This window comes from Solibacillus sp. FSL W7-1472, from assembly GCF_037969775.1.
In the GTDB taxonomy this organism is placed as follows: Bacteria; Bacillota; Bacilli; order Bacillales_A; family Planococcaceae; genus Solibacillus; species Solibacillus silvestris.
In genome coordinates, this window is the sequence record NZ_CP150208.1 from 3,831,974 (window position 1) to 3,848,597 (window position 16,624).

Annotated in this window: 16 protein-coding genes and 1 other annotated feature; all 16 genes read right to left on the reverse strand. The window is 39.9% G+C overall.

The window, feature by feature from the left end:
* Positions 1 to 13: 13 nt before the first annotated feature.
* Positions 14 to 265, reverse strand: a complete 252-nt coding sequence (locus MKY07_RS19215) for a ribosomal L7Ae/L30e/S12e/Gadd45 family protein (protein ID WP_008406985.1) — start codon at positions 263 to 265, stop codon at positions 14 to 16.
* 180 nt (positions 266 to 445) lie between these two features.
* The gene (rpoC, locus tag MKY07_RS19220) at positions 446 to 4,126 is read right to left on the reverse strand and encodes a DNA-directed RNA polymerase subunit beta' (protein WP_008406987.1); all 3,681 of its coding nucleotides are present in this window, start codon (positions 4,124 to 4,126) and stop codon (positions 446 to 448) included.
* Positions 4,127 to 4,273: 147 nt separating this feature from the next.
* Complete coding sequence (gene rpoB, locus MKY07_RS19225) at positions 4,274 to 7,828, reverse strand: DNA-directed RNA polymerase subunit beta (protein WP_173364513.1); 3,555 nt, start codon at positions 7,826 to 7,828, stop codon at positions 4,274 to 4,276.
* A gap of 243 nt (positions 7,829 to 8,071) precedes the next feature.
* Entirely contained in the window at positions 8,072 to 8,674 is a 603-nt protein-coding gene (locus MKY07_RS19230; protein ID WP_339263374.1) for a class I SAM-dependent methyltransferase, read from the reverse strand.
* Positions 8,675 to 8,865: 191 nt separating this feature from the next.
* Complete coding sequence (gene rplL, locus MKY07_RS19235; RefSeq protein WP_008406994.1) at positions 8,866 to 9,225, reverse strand: 50S ribosomal protein L7/L12; 360 nt, start codon at positions 9,223 to 9,225, stop codon at positions 8,866 to 8,868.
* A 72-nt stretch (positions 9,226 to 9,297) separates the two neighbouring features.
* Entirely contained in the window at positions 9,298 to 9,798 is a 501-nt protein-coding gene (gene rplJ, locus MKY07_RS19240) for a 50S ribosomal protein L10 (RefSeq protein WP_008406995.1), read from the reverse strand.
* Between the two features lie 32 nt (positions 9,799 to 9,830).
* Positions 9,831 to 9,976: a sequence feature (ribosomal protein L10 leader region), on the reverse strand.
* Between the two features lie 74 nt (positions 9,977 to 10,050).
* Positions 10,051 to 10,749 carry a 50S ribosomal protein L1 gene (gene rplA / locus MKY07_RS19245; RefSeq protein WP_008406997.1) on the reverse strand — a complete coding sequence of 233 codons (699 nt, stop codon included), beginning with the start codon at positions 10,747 to 10,749 and terminating at the stop codon, positions 10,051 to 10,053.
* Positions 10,750 to 10,881: 132 nt separating this feature from the next.
* Positions 10,882 to 11,307: a 50S ribosomal protein L11 gene (gene rplK / locus MKY07_RS19250; protein WP_008406998.1), complete on the reverse strand. Its 426-nt coding sequence runs from the start codon at positions 11,305 to 11,307 to the stop codon at positions 10,882 to 10,884.
* 180 nt (positions 11,308 to 11,487) lie between these two features.
* Positions 11,488 to 12,027, reverse strand: a complete 540-nt coding sequence (gene nusG, locus MKY07_RS19255) for a transcription termination/antitermination protein NusG (protein WP_008407000.1) — start codon at positions 12,025 to 12,027, stop codon at positions 11,488 to 11,490.
* Positions 12,028 to 12,206: 179 nt separating this feature from the next.
* On the reverse strand, positions 12,207 to 12,392 hold the full coding sequence (secE, locus tag MKY07_RS19260; protein ID WP_008407002.1) for a preprotein translocase subunit SecE: 186 nt from the start codon (positions 12,390 to 12,392) through the stop codon (positions 12,207 to 12,209).
* A gap of 40 nt (positions 12,393 to 12,432) precedes the next feature.
* Positions 12,433 to 12,579 carry a 50S ribosomal protein L33 gene (gene rpmG, locus MKY07_RS19265; RefSeq protein WP_039967164.1) on the reverse strand — a complete coding sequence of 49 codons (147 nt, stop codon included), beginning with the start codon at positions 12,577 to 12,579 and terminating at the stop codon, positions 12,433 to 12,435.
* 77 nt (positions 12,580 to 12,656) lie between these two features.
* Positions 12,657 to 13,280: an RNA polymerase sporulation sigma factor SigH gene (sigH, locus tag MKY07_RS19270; protein ID WP_169797433.1), complete on the reverse strand. Its 624-nt coding sequence runs from the start codon at positions 13,278 to 13,280 to the stop codon at positions 12,657 to 12,659.
* Positions 13,281 to 13,374: 94 nt separating this feature from the next.
* Positions 13,375 to 13,887, reverse strand: a complete 513-nt coding sequence (locus tag MKY07_RS19275) for an NYN domain-containing protein (protein ID WP_008407006.1) — start codon at positions 13,885 to 13,887, stop codon at positions 13,375 to 13,377.
* Positions 13,888 to 13,891: 4 nt separating this feature from the next.
* The gene (gene rlmB, locus MKY07_RS19280) at positions 13,892 to 14,755 is read right to left on the reverse strand and encodes a 23S rRNA (guanosine(2251)-2'-O)-methyltransferase RlmB (protein WP_339263375.1); all 864 of its coding nucleotides are present in this window, start codon (positions 14,753 to 14,755) and stop codon (positions 13,892 to 13,894) included.
* A gap of 2 nt (positions 14,756 to 14,757) precedes the next feature.
* Positions 14,758 to 15,171, reverse strand: a complete 414-nt coding sequence (locus MKY07_RS19285) for a Mini-ribonuclease 3 (protein ID WP_014822403.1) — start codon at positions 15,169 to 15,171, stop codon at positions 14,758 to 14,760.
* A complete protein-coding gene (gene cysS / locus MKY07_RS19290) occupies positions 15,172 to 16,575 on the reverse strand; it encodes a cysteine--tRNA ligase (RefSeq protein ID WP_087617868.1) in 1,404 nt (467 codons plus the stop codon).
* Between the last annotated feature and the right edge of the window lie 49 nt (positions 16,576 to 16,624).

Sequence of the window (16,624 nt, forward strand, 5' to 3'; positions counted from 1 at the left end):
CTTTACACAAAAACTACATCGCAGTAATCGCAACAACTGCAGCTCCAACATGAATGCCGCAAGCTTTACCAAGTTCTTTCTTTGAATCGACGTAATTAACTGGTACACCGATTTCTTTCGCGAGAAGAATGGCCGGATCGGTTACCCATTTGTCTGCATCGATTGCGACAAAAAGAGCTGTTACTTGTCCAGCATACATTGCTTTCACTGCTTGCTTTATACCTATGATTGTTTTACTGGCCTGTTTTACTTGATCGTAAGACATTTTCATATCCTCCTAAGTACAGACAGTTAACTATCAACCTTCAATATATTATCATTCCAAACTTACACTGTCAACAGATTTCTTATGAAAGTATGTTGGTTAATATTTATTTCAAGGAAGTTTTCAAGAAAATCTCCCGTCAGAGAATAGTCTCTGACGGGATCTCTTCATTATATACTGCTATTCAGCTGTAATTACTTCTGCTGATTCTTCTTGCTCCATACGGATTTGACGGTAACGTTGCATACCAGTACCAGCCGGAACTAGTTTACCGATAATTACGTTTTCCTTCAGACCTAGAAGCTCATCACGTTTACCTTTAATTGCAGCATCCGTTAACACACGTGTTGTTTCTTGGAATGATGCAGCTGATAAGAATGATTCTGTTTCAAGAGAAGCTTTTGTAATACCTAAAATGACAGGACGGCAAGTTGCTGGTGTTTTACCGCTAAGTACGGCTTCAGCATTCGCCTCAGAGAATTGGTGAATATCAAGAAGTGAACCTGGTAATAACTCAGTGTCACCTGCTTCAATCACACGCACTTTACGAAGCATTTGGCGAACCATTACTTCGATGTGTTTGTCTCCGATTTCTACCCCTTGCATACGGTATACTTTCTGTACTTCTTTTAATAAATATTCTTGAACTGTCGATACATCTTTAACTTTTAATAATTGCTTCGGATCGATAGAACCTTCAGACAATGTTTGACCCGCTATAATTGTGTCGCCTTCTGCTACTTTTAGACGCGCGTTATAAGGTGCTTGGTATTTACGTGTTTCCACATCACCTTGGATTGTTACTTCTTTAAGACCTTCACGAATTTCTTCAATTTCTACTACTGTACCAGTAATTTCAGAAATGACTGCTTGACCTTTAGGGTTACGCGCCTCGAAAATTTCCTGGATACGTGGAAGACCTTGTGTAATATCGTTTCCGGCTACCCCACCAGTATGGAATGTACGCATCGTTAACTGTGTACCTGGTTCACCGATAGATTGTGCAGCAATAATACCAACTGCTTCACCAACTTCTACCCCTTCACCAGTAGCTAAGTTCATACCGTAACATTTTTTACATACACCGTGTTTTGTATTACATGTAAATGCAGAACGGATTGTAATTTCTTTGATATTTGCATCATCGATTACGCGAGCAATATCTTGTGTAATTAAACCATCACGCTCTACGATAACCGCTCCTGTTTCTGGATGGCGAACTGTTTTCTTCACGTAACGACCAACAATACGTTCGTCTAACGCTTCAATCAATTCGTTTCCTTCCATTAATGAACCGATTAATAAACCGCGGTCAGTACCACAGTCGTCTTCACGAACGATAACATCTTGTGCTACGTCAACTAAACGACGAGTTAAGTAACCTGAATCGGCAGTTTTTAGTGCTGTATCGGCAAGACCTTTACGCGCACCGTGTGTAGAGATGAAGTACTCTAATACTGTTAAACCTTCACGGAATGAAGACTTGATTGGTAACTCGATGATACGACCAGCCGGGTTGGCCATCAGACCACGCATACCAGCTAACTGTGTAAAGTTCGATGCGTTACCACGGGCACCAGAGTCAGACATCATGAAGATCGGGTTAGTTTTTTGTAAAGATTTCATCAGCTTGCCTTGAATTTCATCTTTCGCAGCTGTCCATACGTTAATAACTCGGTTATAACGCTCTTCCTCCGTAATTAAACCACGGCGGAACTGGATCATTACTTTATCTACTTTGCTTTGGGCTTCCTCAAGGATTACGCCTTTATCCGGTAATACGACGATGTCAGATACACCTACTGTAATACCTGCACGAGTAGAATATTTGAAACCTAAGTTTTTCATGCGGTCAAGCATCTTAGAAGTTTCTGTAATGTGGAACTCTTTAAATACTTCAGCAATAACATTCCCTAAGAATTTTTTACGGAAAGGATCTACTACAGGCATATTTGTGAAGTGCTTCGCTAACATAGCACGGCGTTGCGCTTCAATTTTTTCTGATTCAGATAAATCAGCATAGCCTTCTGTTGCTTCGATTTCTTTCAGTAATTCTTCGTCAATTGTTAAGTTCACGAAGTACTTTTCAGGTGTTTTTTGCTCTAAGTTGACTGAAGTCGGCTCATTAATATAAGGGAATGAGCGTGGTAAAATTTCATTGAAGATTACTTTACCTACAGTCGATAATAGGAACATTTTATTTTGTTCTTCTGTAAATGTCGGGTTATTTAATGAGCTTGCTTTAATCGCAATACGAGAGTGTAAATGTACATGACCGTTTTGGTAGGCGATTAACACTTCGTTTGAATCATTAAATACAGCACCTTCACCACGAGCACCTTCACGCTCAAGTGTTAAGTAATAGTTACCTAATACCATATCCTGAGATGGAGTTACTACCGGTTTCCCGTCTTTCGGGTTAAGGATGTTTTGTGCCGCTAACATAAGTAAACGGGCTTCTGCTTGTGCCTCAGCTGATAATGGAACGTGAACCGCCATTTGGTCACCATCGAAGTCAGCGTTATAAGCTGTACATACTAATGGGTGAAGACGGATTGCACGGCCTTCTACTAGTGTAGGCTCGAATGCTTGGATACCAAGACGGTGTAATGTCGGTGCACGGTTAAGTAATACCGGATGCTCACGAATTACATCTTCTAATACGTCCCAAACTTCATTGTGTAAACGCTCAATTTTACGTTTTGCACTCTTGATGTTATGGGCAAGGCCACGTTCCACTAACTCTTTCATTACGAAAGGTTTGAACAGTTCGATTGCCATTTCTTTTGGAAGACCACATTGGTACATTTTTAAGTTAGGACCTACTACGATAACCGAACGACCAGAGTAGTCTACACGTTTACCAAGTAAGTTTTGACGGAAACGACCTTGTTTCCCTTTCAGCATATGTGAAAGTGATTTTAAAGGACGGTTACCAGGACCTGTTACAGGACGGCCACGACGACCATTATCGATTAATGCATCAACCGCTTCTTGTAACATACGTTTCTCGTTTTGAACGATAATGCTTGGTGCACCAAGGTCAAGTAAACGTTTTAAACGGTTGTTACGGTTAATAACACGACGGTAAAGGTCATTTAAGTCAGATGTAGCAAAACGTCCACCATCTAATTGCACCATCGGACGAAGCTCTGGTGGAATTACCGGTAGTACATCTAAAATCATCCACTCTGGTTTGTTGCCTGAGTTACGGAATGACTCTACTACTTCTAAACGTTTAATCGCACGTGTACGGCGTTGGCCTTGTGCAGATTTTAACTCTTCTTTTAAAACTTGTGTTTCATCTTCTAAGTCAATTTTTTCTAAAAGACGTTTAATCGCTTCAGCACCCATTGCTGCTTCGAATTCACTGCCATACTTTTCACGGTATGCACGGTATTCTTTTTCAGAAAGTAAGTCTTTATAGCCTAAAGACGTTTGACCTGGCTCGATTACTACATATGAAGCAAAGTAAATTACTTCTTCCAATGCACGTGGAGACATATCTAAAATAAGACCCATACGACTTGGAATACCTTTGAAGTACCAAATATGTGATACAGGTGCTGCTAGTTCGATATGTCCTTGGCGTTCACGGCGAACTTTCGAACGCGTTACTTCTACGCCACAGCGGTCACAAACGACACCTTTATAACGTACGCGCTTATATTTACCACAGTGACATTCCCAGTCTTTAGTTGGTCCAAAAATACGTTCACAGAATAGACCATCTTTTTCTGGTTTTAATGTACGGTAGTTAATTGTTTCTGGTTTTTTTACTTCTCCGTATGACCAAGAACGGATCTTGTCAGGTGAAGCTAAACCAATTTTCATATATTCAAATTCATTAACATCGATCAAGGAGCCTACCTCCCTTTAGTTATAAGTCGTAAATGACTTTTAATGTAGCTCTACACTTACAAAATTTCATATTAGGCCATAATGAAACTTGCATCTAAAATATAAGAAAAATCGGGCAGGGCATATACCTGCCCGATTCAATTGAAGTTATTCAAATGATTCTACTGGGTCTTCTTCTTTATCATTAGATCGTTCGACAGGTGCAGCTACTTCATCTTCATCGTCAAGGTCGCGTAATTCCACTTCCTCGTCATTGATTGTAAGCATCTTCACATCCATACCTAATGATTGAAGTTCTTTAATTAATACTTTAAATGATTCTGGAACACCTGGTTCTGGAACACTTTCACCTTTTACGATTGCTTCGTATGTTTTCACACGACCTACAACGTCATCCGATTTTACAGTTAAAATCTCTTGTAACGTGTATGCTGCACCGTATGCTTCAAGTGCCCAAACCTCCATCTCACCAAAGCGCTGACCACCGAATTGTGCTTTACCACCAAGCGGCTGTTGCGTTACTAATGAGTAAGGTCCAGTTGAACGTGCATGAAGTTTATCGTCAACCATGTGCGCTAGTTTGATCATGTACATGATACCAACAGAAACACGGCTATCGAACGGCTCACCTGAACGTCCATCATAAAGAATTGTTTTACCATCACGGTTCATACCAGCTTCTTCCATCGTTTCCCAAACATCGGCTTCGTTGGCACCATCGAATACTGGTGAAGCCATATGAATACCTAAGTAGCGTGAAGCCATACCTAGGTGTAGCTCAAGCACTTGTCCGATGTTCATACGTGAAGGTACCCCTAGTGGGTTAAGCATGATATCAACTGGAGTTCCGTCCGGCATGAACGGCATATCCTCTTCCGGTAAGATACGAGAAATTACACCTTTGTTACCGTGACGTCCGGCCATTTTGTCACCAACGCGGATTTTACGTTTTTGAACAATATAAGCACGAACTAATTGGTTTACACCTGGTGGTAATTCATCGCCGTCTTCACGGTTGAATACTTTTACATCTAAAATGATACCGCCAGCTCCGTGTGGTACACGTAGAGACGTATCACGTACTTCACGCGCTTTTTCACCAAAGATAGCATGTAATAAACGCTCTTCCGCAGTTAACTCTGTAACTCCTTTAGGCGTAACTTTACCTACTAGAATGTCACCATCGCGAACTTCTGCACCAATACGGATAATTCCGCGGTCGTCCAAGTTACGAAGTGCATCTTCACCCACGTTTGGAATATCACGTGTGATTTCTTCAGGTCCAAGCTTTGTATCACGAGACTCTGATTCATATTCTTCAATATGAACAGAAGTATATACATCGTCTTTAACAAGGCGTTCGCTCATAATTACAGCATCCTCGTAGTTGAAGCCGTCCCATGTCATGAACGCAACAAGTACGTTTTGACCAAGTGCTAATTCGCCTTTTTCCATAGATGGACCATCAGCTAAAATATCACGAGGTTTTACACGGTCGCCAACTTTTACGATTGGACGTTGGTTATAAGAAGTACCTTGGTTAGAACGAATGAATTTTTGTAATTTATATTTTGTTAAATCGCCTTTAACTTCTTTGCCATCTACTACTTCAATACGACGTACGTGAATTGAACGCGCTTCTACATGTTCAACAATACCATCGAATTTGGCAACTACAGCAGCACCAGAATCACGTGCATCTACGTGCTCCATACCCGTACCAACGAATGGTGCGTTTGGATATAGTAATGGAACAGCTTGACGTTGCATGTTCGCTCCCATTAACGCACGGTTTGAGTCGTCGTTTTCTAAGAACGGAATACATGCTGTCGCAGCAGATACTACTTGTTTAGGCGATACATCCATGTAGTCGATGCGGTCTTTAGAGAATACAGTGTTGTCACCACGGAAACGTCCAACAACTTCTTCATTCGCGAAAGTACCGTCTTCATTTAGGATTGAGTTCGCTTGTGCTACTACATAGTTATCTTCTTCGTCAGCAGTTAAGTAATGGATTTCACTCGTTACAGCACCTGTTTCTGGATCAACACGGCGGTAAGGAGTTTCAATGAAGCCAAACTTGTTTACTTTTGCGAAAGAAGATAATGAGTTAATAAGACCGATGTTTGGTCCCTCAGGCGTCTCGATCGGACACATACGACCATAGTGAGAGTAGTGAACGTCACGTACTTCCATACCAGCACGCTCACGTGTTAAACCACCAGGCCCTAATGCAGACAGACGACGCTTATGCGTTAATTCTGCTAACGGGTTTGTTTGGTCCATGAATTGAGACAATTGAGAGCTACCAAAGAACTCTTTAATTGAAGCGATAACAGGACGGATATTGATTAATTGCTGTGGTACGATTGCTGCTGTGTCGTTAATTGACATACGCTCACGCACTACACGCTCCATACGAGATAAACCGATACGGAACTGGTTTTGTAGTAATTCGCCAACAGAACGTAAACGACGGTTACCTAAATGGTCAATATCATCTGTGTTACCAACGTCATATAATAAGTTGAAGAAGTATGATACTGATGCCAATACATCGGCTGGAGTAATATTTTTCACTTCTTCATCTACATAGGCGTTTGAAATAACATTAATTTCTTTTTGCGCTTCATCATTTGGTGCAAAGATTTTAACCGACTGGATTGTAATATCATCTTCCAATACACCACCAACTTGGTTTAATGTACGGAAACCGACACCACTTTCTAAATATGGAATTAACTTATCCAGATTACGGCGGTCTAATAATGTACCTGCTTCTACGATAATTTCCCCTGTATCAGGATCCACTAACGTTTCTGCAATCGTTTGGTTGAATAAACGATTTTTGATATGAAGCTTTTTGTTCATTTTGTAACGACCAACATTCGCTAAATCATAGCGTTTTGCATCGAAGAAGCGAGAATATAATAAGTTCTTCGCAGATTCAACTGTTGGTGGTTCACCTGGACGTAAGCGTTCATAGATTTCAAGAAGGGCCTTTTCAGTACCTTCCGTGTTATCTTTTTCTAACGTATTACGTAAATATTCATTGTCGCCAATGATATCTAAAATTTCTTGATCCGAGCCAAAACCTAATGCACGTAAAAGCACCGTTACTGGTAATTTACGTGTACGATCGATACGTACATAAACAACGTCTTTAGCATCTGTTTCATATTCAAGCCATGCACCACGGTTTGGAATAACCGTTGCACCAAAGCCTTTTTTACCGTTTTTATCCGTTTTTTCGTGGAAGTATACACTTGGAGAACGAACTAACTGTGAAACAATTACACGCTCAGCACCGTTAATAATAAACGTACCTGTTTCCGTCATTAATGGGAAATCACCCATAAAGACGTCTTGCTCTTTCACTTCGTTTGTTTCTTTGTTGTGCAAACGTACTTTTACACGTAATGGTGCAGCATAAGTAACGTCACGCTCTTTACATTCATCCACATCATACTTAGGTTCTCCTAAAGTATAGTCGACGAATTCTAATGAAAGATTACCTGTAAAATCTTCGATTGGAGAAATGTCGTGGAACATCTCGCGCAACCCTTCTTCAAGGAACCACTCATAAGATGCTGTTTGGATTTCGATTAGATTCGGAAGTTCCAGCACCTCACTAATACGCGCAAAGCTTCTACGCTGGCGGTGTTGTCCGTACTGAACTAGTTGACCTGTCAACTCATTCACCCCTCAATAAAGCGATAATAGGTCTTTGCAAAAACATACAAATAGTGTATGATTTCGAAAGACAAAAAGAAAACGAGACTTTTTTTAAACCTCATTTTCGGTTAAACTTAACTTATTCTTAGCAGTATACCCGTAACTTTGAATATTTAATGCAAAAGGGCATACTACCTCAAAATAATAATTTTGCATTTTATTATGTTATCATATTCAATTTGTCAAGTCAATATTGGAAACTAATCTTACTTATTTTTTTGCACGAATAATCCAATATCCTTTTTTCTTCTCAACGACATCTACTTCTGAAAACATTTCTTCTAAATGACTCATAGTTGATGGAGCGCCTTGCTTCTTCTGAATAACAATCCACAGCTCACCATTTTCCTCCAATAATTCATATGCACCGTCATAAAACTTAAAGATCGTTTCTTTACCGGCACGAATCGGAGGATTTGTTAATACAGCAGCTACTTTCGTCCCAGATTCTACAGCCGCTAATCCATCGCTTTCAAAAATACGTACATTTTGAACCCCGTTAAGCTGGGCATTTTTTTGAGACAAACTAACCGCTCGTGAATTTATATCCATCATGTAAATTTCACGATCAGGGTTGTTTTTTGCAATCGATAATCCGATTGGTCCATAGCCACAACCTACATCAAGCAAAACACCATCAATTTTAGGCATTTCAAACACATCGATTAGTACACGGGAACCAAAATCTACTTCGCTTTTACTGAATACACCCGTATCCGTTTCAAACGTAAATGTATTGCCTAATAAAGTGAATTTCCATTGGCGTGGTTTACTCTCAGTTTGAGGCTTATTTGAATAATAATGTTCAGACATGCAACACGCCTCCTTAGAAAAAATACATTTTGCGCTAATTTGTGCAAAATGATGTCTTTTCATGTGGGTTACTATAAAAATCAATATTTTCATATCCACAAAAGTTAATAAAGAAAAGCCCGCCGCAAAATTGTGACGAGCTTTCCTTATTAAACTAAGCTCATAGCTTAGCAATTAAAGTTAAACTAAAATTATTTAACTTCTACTGAAGCGCCAACTTCTTCAAGTTTAGCTTTGATAGCTTCAGCTTCGTCTTTAGAAACGCCTTCTTTAAGAGCTTTAGGAGCGTTATCAACAACTTCTTTAGCTTCTTTTAAGCCTAAACCAGTGATTTCACGAACCACTTTGATTACTTTGATTTTTTCTCCACCAGCAGAAGCTAATACTACATCAAACTCAGTTTTTTCTTCAGCTGCAGCAGCACCGCCAGCAACTACTGCTACTGGAGCAGCAGCTGTTACACCGAATTCTTCTTCGATTGCTTTTACTAAATCGTTTAACTCTAGAACTGTCATAGCTTTGATAGCTTCTAAGATTTGCTCATTGTTCATTTTAATTTCCTCCTATGGAATGTTTATTAGTTTTAGGCAGTTTGCCTGATTTTTGAAGTTATGAGGCTACTATTAAGCGCCTTGCTCTTCTTTTTGTTCTGCAACAGCTTTTGTTGCAAGTGCGAAGTTGCGCACTGGAGCTTGAAGTACAGATAAAAGCATTGATAATAGACCTTCGCGAGATGGAAGTTCTGCAAGAGCTTTAACGTCTTCAACTGATGCCACAGTACCTTCGATAATACCAGCTTTAATTTCTAACGCTTCATTTTTCTTAGCGAATTCGTTAATAATTTTAGCAGGAGCTACTACGTCCTCGTTAGAGAATGCGATAGCGTTAGGACCAGTTAAGAATTCATTGATTCCTTCTAAACCAGCAGCTTCCGCAGCACGGCGAGTTAAAGTGTTTTTGTAAACTTTGAACTCAACACCTGCTTCACGTAATTGCTTACGTAATTCAGTTACTTGTGCTACTGTTAAACCACGGTAATCTACTACTACGATAGAACCAGCAGCAGAGAATTTATCAGCGATTTCTTGAACTTGAACTTTTTTAGTTTCGATTGCTTTGCTCATGATGACACCTCCTATTAGAATGAGTCATTTATACCGACAAAGAAAAGCCTCTATATCAAAATAGACATAGAGGCTGAAAGTACATCATCTTAAAAAGAATCCGAACTCCTATGTCCTCGGTAGGATCATTAAGTGCGTATGGCACCCCTACTGTCTACGGTACAAATGGATGATTCACAACAGCACTCATCTTACCAAGTAAGAGGTGCGTTGTCAACAAATTTTATTTTACGATTTTTAAAAAATCGGAAATTATTTAACTGTTACGTTAGCAGCGTCAACTTTTACAGCAGGACCCATTGTAGTTGTAACGTTTACAGACTTCATGTAAGTACCTTTTGCTGCAGCTGGCTTAGCTTTTTGAACTACTTCAAATACAGCTAAGAAGTTTTCTACTAATTTTTCTGTCTCGAAAGAAACTTTACCGATTGGTGCGTGGATGATACCAGACTTTTCAGCACGGTACTCTACTTTACCAGCTTTGATTTCTTCGATTGCTTTTGTTACGTCAAATGTAACTGTACCTGTTTTAGGGTTTGGCATTAAACCTTTAGGACCTAATACACGACCTAATTTACCAACTTCACCCATCATGTCAGGAGTTGCAACGATTACATCGAAATCAAACCAACCTTGTTGGATTTTTTGGATGTATTCTGCATCGCCTACATAGTCTGCGCCAGCAGCTTCTGCTTCTTTAAGTTTTTCACCTTTAGCGAAAACTAATACGCGTTGAGTTTTACCAGTACCGTGTGGTAATACTACCGCACCACGGATTTGTTGGTCGTTTTTACGAGTATCGATACCTAATTTGAATGCTACTTCTACAGTTGCATCAAAGTTTACTGTGCTTGTTTTTTGCGCTAATGCTACTGCTTCTTCAACAGAGTATAAAGTAGCGCGGTCGATTAATTTAGCTGCTTCTTGCAGTTTTTTACCTTTTTTAGCCATTATAATTTCCTCCTTGATTGTGGTTGTAACGGATTTGACCTCCCACGAATAAAGGTTGCGCACTCATCAAACAAGTATCCGAGTGCAGCAACCTTCCAAAAACAAAAACATCATCAAGTGTTGAAGATGGGATTAGTCTTCGATCGTAATACCCATGCTTCGCGCAGTACCTTCAACCATTAACATAGCAGCTTCAACTGAAGCAGCGTTAAGGTCTGGCATTTTTTGTTCAGCGATTTCGCGAACTTTATCACGTTTAACCGTTGCAACTTTTTTACGGTTTGGTTCACCAGATCCAGATTGGATACCAGCAGCTACTTTAAGTAATACTGCAGCTGGCGGAGTTTTCGTAATAAAAGTGAATGAACGGTCTTCAAATACTGAAATTTCAACTGGAATGATAAGACCAGCTTGATCAGCAGTACGAGCGTTAAATTCTTTACAGAATCCCATAATGTTTACACCTGCTTGACCTAATGCAGGACCAACCGGTGGCGCTGGGTTTGCTTTACCAGCAGGGATTTGAAGTTTTACAACTTTAATAACTTTTTTAGCCACGAGACACACCTCCTTAAGTCCGTGATGTGGTAATTGGGTTACCCCTCCCACTCAAATATCTGTTCGTCAGCTAACTTGCCGATAACATTAAAACTAATTATAATCACACGCCCAAAACTTGGACAGTCTGACCTTTGAAATGATAACACTTTTAAATTGCTTAATCAAGTATAAATAATTCTATATTTTTTGAACTTGGTTAAAGTCTAGCTCCATTACTGTTTCGCGACCAAACATATCAACAAGAACTTTTAATTTTGCTTTGTCGACATCTACTTCTTCTACGCGACCTTGGAAATGTGCAAATGGTCCTTCTAGAACTTCTACAACTTCACCAACAGAAATCTCAACTTCACCTAATAAGGATTCGTTCATACCCATTTGTGCAAGCAGACGTTCCGCTTCTTCCGGTAATAAAGGAGTTGGTTTTACACCGCCGCCCGAAGAACCGATAAATCCTGTCACACCAGGTGTATTACGAACGACATACCAAGCGTCATCTGTCATAATCAATTCTACTAAAACGTAACCTGGGAAGATTTTACGCATTACCGCTTTTTTCTTGCCGTCTTCTTTTACATCGATTTCTTCATGCTCAGCTACGATTACACGGAAAATTTTATCTTGCATTCCCATCGTTTCCACGCGTTTTTCAAGATTTGCTTTTACTCGGTTTTCATAACCGGAATACGTATGAACTACATACCAATTTTTCTCCATATAGGTAGGACTAAATCGTCCGTCCCTCCTTTACATTATGTGTGTAGGGTATATATTTCCCTGATCACAAAACTTCAATAATCTATTTCTTTAAATTAAGCTGTCAGCATTTTTTAACAAATGAAAAAACCCGTTATATGGCATGGACGGGCTATTTCGAAATATTAACATGATATAGCTTACAGAGACAAGAACCAACGGAATAATTCTGAGATTCCTAAATCTATTGCTGTAAAGAATAACGCCATTACGATAACTGTAGAAACTACTACTACCGTATACTTCGTTAACTCTTTACTTTTCGGCCAACTTGTTTTGCGCATTTCTGAGCCGACTTCTTGTAAAAAGTTTGTTACTTTACTCATCTTTGCCTAACCTCCGAACAACGAATTAATCTATTTTCATTTATAACGTTTGTTTATGCATTGTATGCTCATTACAGTGAGAGCAAAATTTCTTCAGTTCTAAACGCTCGCTTGCCCCTTCTTTTTTCGGGACACTGTAGTTTCTTGAACCACATTTTTCACAACTTAAAACGACTTTCTTTGCCATGTTTATCACCTTTTCGGCAGTTTGTCCTTTAAAGACTAACACCTAAATTTCCCACTGTCAATAAAGGCTCATGGTGTTTAAGTCATTTCTTTTAGTTCAAGATGACGCTCCAATTTGCGCTTCACCCGCTGTAATGCATTATCAATGGATTTTACATGTCGATCCAATTCTTCAGAAATTTCATTATAGGATTGTCCTTCCAAATAACGAACCAACACCTGCTGTTCGAGTTCGCTTAATACTTCACCCATCTTCTCTTCCAAATAAAGATAATCTTCGCGATTAATCATCAAATACTCAGGATCGTCCGAAATAGGACTCGTAATAATATCCATCAGTGTGCGCTCTGATTCTTCATCGTAAATTGGCTTATCTAAAGAAACATATGAATTTAGCGGAATATGCTTTTGTCTAGTAGCTGTTTTAATTGCCGTAATAATTTGCCGTGTAATGCAAAGTTCTGCAAAGGCACGGAATGACGCAAGCTTGTCCTCTTTAAAATCCCGAATCGCTTTATATAAGCCAATCATTCCTTCTTGAATTATATCTTCTTTGTCCGCACCAATTAAAAAATACGACCGCGCTTTCGCCTTAACAAACAATCGGTATTTTGAAATTAAAAAATCTAACGCATCTGTATTGCCTAGATGCACTTGTTCTACAAGCTCTTCATCTGTCAAATGTTCAAAACGTAGTACCATTTGTAACTTCTCACTTTTAAGCAATGAAAATCACCTCAGTTACGCTAGAATAATTAGGAATAGTATAACTTAATTGGAAATAACGGGCAATCTATTACTTGAGCCCTCTTCTCCATTTTTCAAACTGTAGTTCCACTTCTTTTGATAGCTTGATTCTTGAGGCCGGTTTTTCGTCGGTCGATTCTTTTACTTTGGATGAAATTTTAGATTGAATAATTTGCATTTCAATTTCAAGCTCACGTGCCGATTTTCTTAATGCACCATGACCAAATACAACATTTTGTTCAGTCATATCGGATGTTGCGACGTGTATTTGGATTTTTCGCCCTTTTAATTCGTTCGATAATTTTTCAATGCGCTCGTCCGCTGTTTCGTTTTTACGTGTATAAAGCACTTCCACGGCATGCTGAATATAAAGTTGTTCAGTGCCCGGAACAAGATGCGCGTCAAATACAACAATAACACGCCAGCCTGTATGCGCTTTATACTCCGCCATTCGTTCAATTAACCGATCACGCGCATCTTCGAAGTGAGGCTCGCGTAACGGACGAAGCTCACTCCATGCACCGATCATGTTATAGCCGTCTACTAGCAATATGTTCTGCATGACCTCATCCGTTAGCTTCTTGTCGTTTGCGGTACACTTCATACATAAGTAATGCCGCTGCTACGGAAGCATTCAATGATGTTACATGACCAACCATCGGTAAGTGATATAAGAAGTCACATTTATCTTTTAAAAGACGGCTCATTCCCTTACCTTCACTACCAATAATTAATGCAAGCGGTAATGTTGCATCCATTTTACGATAATCTGCCGAACCTTTTGCATCTGTTCCGGCAATCCATACACCGCGGTCTTTTAGCTCATCCACCGTTTGGGCCAAATTGGTCACACGCACAACAGGCACATGCTCGATAGCACCTGTTGAAGCTTTAGCAACAACTGCTGTTAAACCGACTGCGCGACGCTTCGGAATAATGATACCATGTGCACCGATCGCATCTGCTGTACGCATAATCGAACCTAAGTTATGCGGATCTTCCAACTCGTCCAGTATTAAAAAGAACGGGTCTTCGCTTTTTGCCTTCGCTGCGGCAAATAGATCGTCCAATTCTGCATAGTCATATGCCGCGACTGATGCCACGATTCCCTGATGGTTTTCTGCAAGTTTATCGACTTTTTGCTTTGGTACAAACTGTACGAGGACACCTTGTTCTTTCGCTAAGTCCATTAGCTCCTGCACACCTGTTTTCTTAACGCCTTCAGCAATCCATAACTTATTTATTTCTCGGCCTGCGCGAAGTGCCTCAAGTACCGGATTTTTTCCTGCAATCATTTCTCCTGATAGTTCTTCCTGGGCAGATTGCGGCTTTTCTTGTTGCTTTTTCTCCTGAGTTTTAAAAGTATCTGCTTTTTTATCGCGACCTTTAAAATCTTTTGGTTTACGATTTTGCTGTCTTTTCTCTGCCATAGTTACACTCCTTTTGCCTGTTCGACAATTTCGATTGCGTAATCGATTATTTCATTTGCGCGATGATGTTCTTTGCTAAGGAATAAGAAGCCTAAAACCGCTTCAAATCCTGAACTATTACGATATGTGCGTACATCTGTGTTTTTCGGAACAGATCCTGATTTGGCATTGCGTCCCCTACGGAAAACAGCTTGCTCTTCTTCTGTTAAGTAATTTTCTTCGATCATACGATGTACAATATTGGACTGGGACTTGGCCGAAACATATTTTGTCGCCTCTTTATGCAATGTGTTAGGCTTTGCGCGGCCCGACAATATTAAATGTTCCCGAATTCTTTGTTCCAGCACGGCGTCGCCCATATAAGCGAGCGCCAGTGCATTTAGTTGTATGACATCATGTGGTGTTAAATTTTGCATTTACTGTCCTCGTTTCCAGCGTGTACCTTGACGAGTGTCTTCAAGCACAATATCCATGCCCAGCAGTTGGTCACGGATTTCATCTGAACGAGCGAAATCACGGTTTTTGCGGGCTTGATTACGTTCCTCGATTAATGCCTCAATTTCTTCATCGAGTAAGCCAGCTTCTACTTTTATATGAATACCTAGTACATTTCCAATTGTATCAAACATCGTTAAAATTGCCTGCAATACTTCTTTATCCGTATTTGCTTCGTTTAAATACACATTGGCAATATGGGAAAGTTCAAATAGCGCCGAAACCGCATTTGCTGTATTAAAGTCATCATTCATCGCGTTTTCGAAATCAACTTTAATCTGACCAATTTTTTCAAGCCATTGCTCACTGTTATCCCCTAAACTTGCAGAAGATGTGAGACGGTGCTCCACATTCGTATAAGATGTACGTATACGGTCTAAACCATTTTTCGCTGCTTCCACTAAATCCTGAGCGAAGTTGATCGGATTACGGTAATGAACAGACAGCATAAAGAAACGCAACACTTGCGGGTCAATTTGCTGGCGGATATCATTCACTAATATAAAGTTGCCCAGTGATTTTGACATTTTTTCATTATCAATATTAATATAGCCGTTATGCATCCAATAACGCGCGAATGTTTTATCATTATGCGCTTCAGATTGGGCAATTTCGTTTTCATGGTGAGGGAATGTTAAATCCTGTCCGCCTGCGTGAATATCGATTGTATCACCTAAATGCTCACGTGCCATTACAGAACACTCAATATGCCATCCTGGACGTCCTTCTCCCCATGGTGATGCCCACTTAATTTCGCCTGCTTTCGCCGCTTTCCATAATGCGAAATCCAACGGGTCTTCCTTTTTCTCGCCGGCTTCAATACGTGCTCCTACTTTTAAATCATCGATAGATTGGTGACTTAACTTACCGTAGCCATTGAATTTACGCGTACGATAATAAACATCGCCTTGGGATTCATATGCGTAGCCTTTGTCGATCAGCACTTTTATGAACTCGATAATATCATCCATATGCTCTGTTACACGTGGATGGGCATCCGCCTTTTGGCATCCAAGCGCCGTAATATCTTCAAAGTAAGCAGCGATAAAGCGATCTGTTAAGACAGAAGTTTCTTCACCTAATTCATTTGCTGCTTTAATAATTTTGTCATCCACATCGGTAAAGTTCGAAACGAATTTCACCTCATAGCCTGCATACTGTAAATAGCGACGTACTGTATCATAGACGATTACCGGACGGGAATTCCCAATATGAATGTAATTGTATACAGTCGGTCCGCATACATACATTTTTACTTTGCCTTCCTCCAACGGAATAAATGGTTCTTTTTGTCTTGTCAACGAATTGAAGATTTGAATCGTCATATTGCCTCTCCTTTTTCATATTGCTCTTTTCGGTGTGTATTGGGTTAAT

What these genes read in the sequence shown, in the direction of transcription:
- MKY07_RS19215 (WP_008406985.1), bottom strand. Translation starts at nt 265, where the DNA reads ATGTCTTACGATCAAGTAAAACAGGCCAGTAAAACAATCATAGGTATA.
- MKY07_RS19230 (WP_339263374.1), bottom strand. Translation starts at nt 8,674, where the DNA reads ATGTCTGAACATTATTATTCAAATAAGCCTCAAACTGAGAGTAAACCA.
- rplL (WP_008406994.1), bottom strand. Translation starts at nt 9,225, where the DNA reads ATGAACAATGAGCAAATCTTAGAAGCTATCAAAGCTATGACAGTTCTA.
- rplJ (WP_008406995.1), bottom strand. Translation starts at nt 9,798, where the DNA reads ATGAGCAAAGCAATCGAAACTAAAAAAGTTCAAGTTCAAGAAATCGCT.
- rplA (WP_008406997.1), bottom strand. Translation starts at nt 10,749, where the DNA reads ATGGCTAAAAAAGGTAAAAAACTGCAAGAAGCAGCTAAATTAATCGAC.
- nusG (WP_008407000.1), bottom strand. Translation starts at nt 12,027, where the DNA reads ATGGAGAAAAATTGGTATGTAGTTCATACGTATTCCGGTTATGAAAAC.
- secE (WP_008407002.1), bottom strand. Translation starts at nt 12,392, where the DNA reads ATGAGTAAAGTAACAAACTTTTTACAAGAAGTCGGCTCAGAAATGCGC.
- rpmG (WP_039967164.1), bottom strand. Translation starts at nt 12,579, where the DNA reads ATGGCAAAGAAAGTCGTTTTAAGTTGTGAAAAATGTGGTTCAAGAAAC.
- sigH (WP_169797433.1), bottom strand. Translation starts at nt 13,280, where the DNA reads ATGGTACTACGTTTTGAACATTTGACAGATGAAGAGCTTGTAGAACAA.
- MKY07_RS19275 (WP_008407006.1), bottom strand. Translation starts at nt 13,887, where the DNA reads ATGCAGAACATATTGCTAGTAGACGGCTATAACATGATCGGTGCATGG.
- rlmB (WP_339263375.1), bottom strand. Translation starts at nt 14,755, where the DNA reads ATGGCAGAGAAAAGACAGCAAAATCGTAAACCAAAAGATTTTAAAGGT.
- MKY07_RS19285 (WP_014822403.1), bottom strand. Translation starts at nt 15,171, where the DNA reads ATGCAAAATTTAACACCACATGATGTCATACAACTAAATGCACTGGCG.
- cysS (WP_087617868.1), bottom strand. Translation starts at nt 16,575, where the DNA reads ATGACGATTCAAATCTTCAATTCGTTGACAAGACAAAAAGAACCATTT.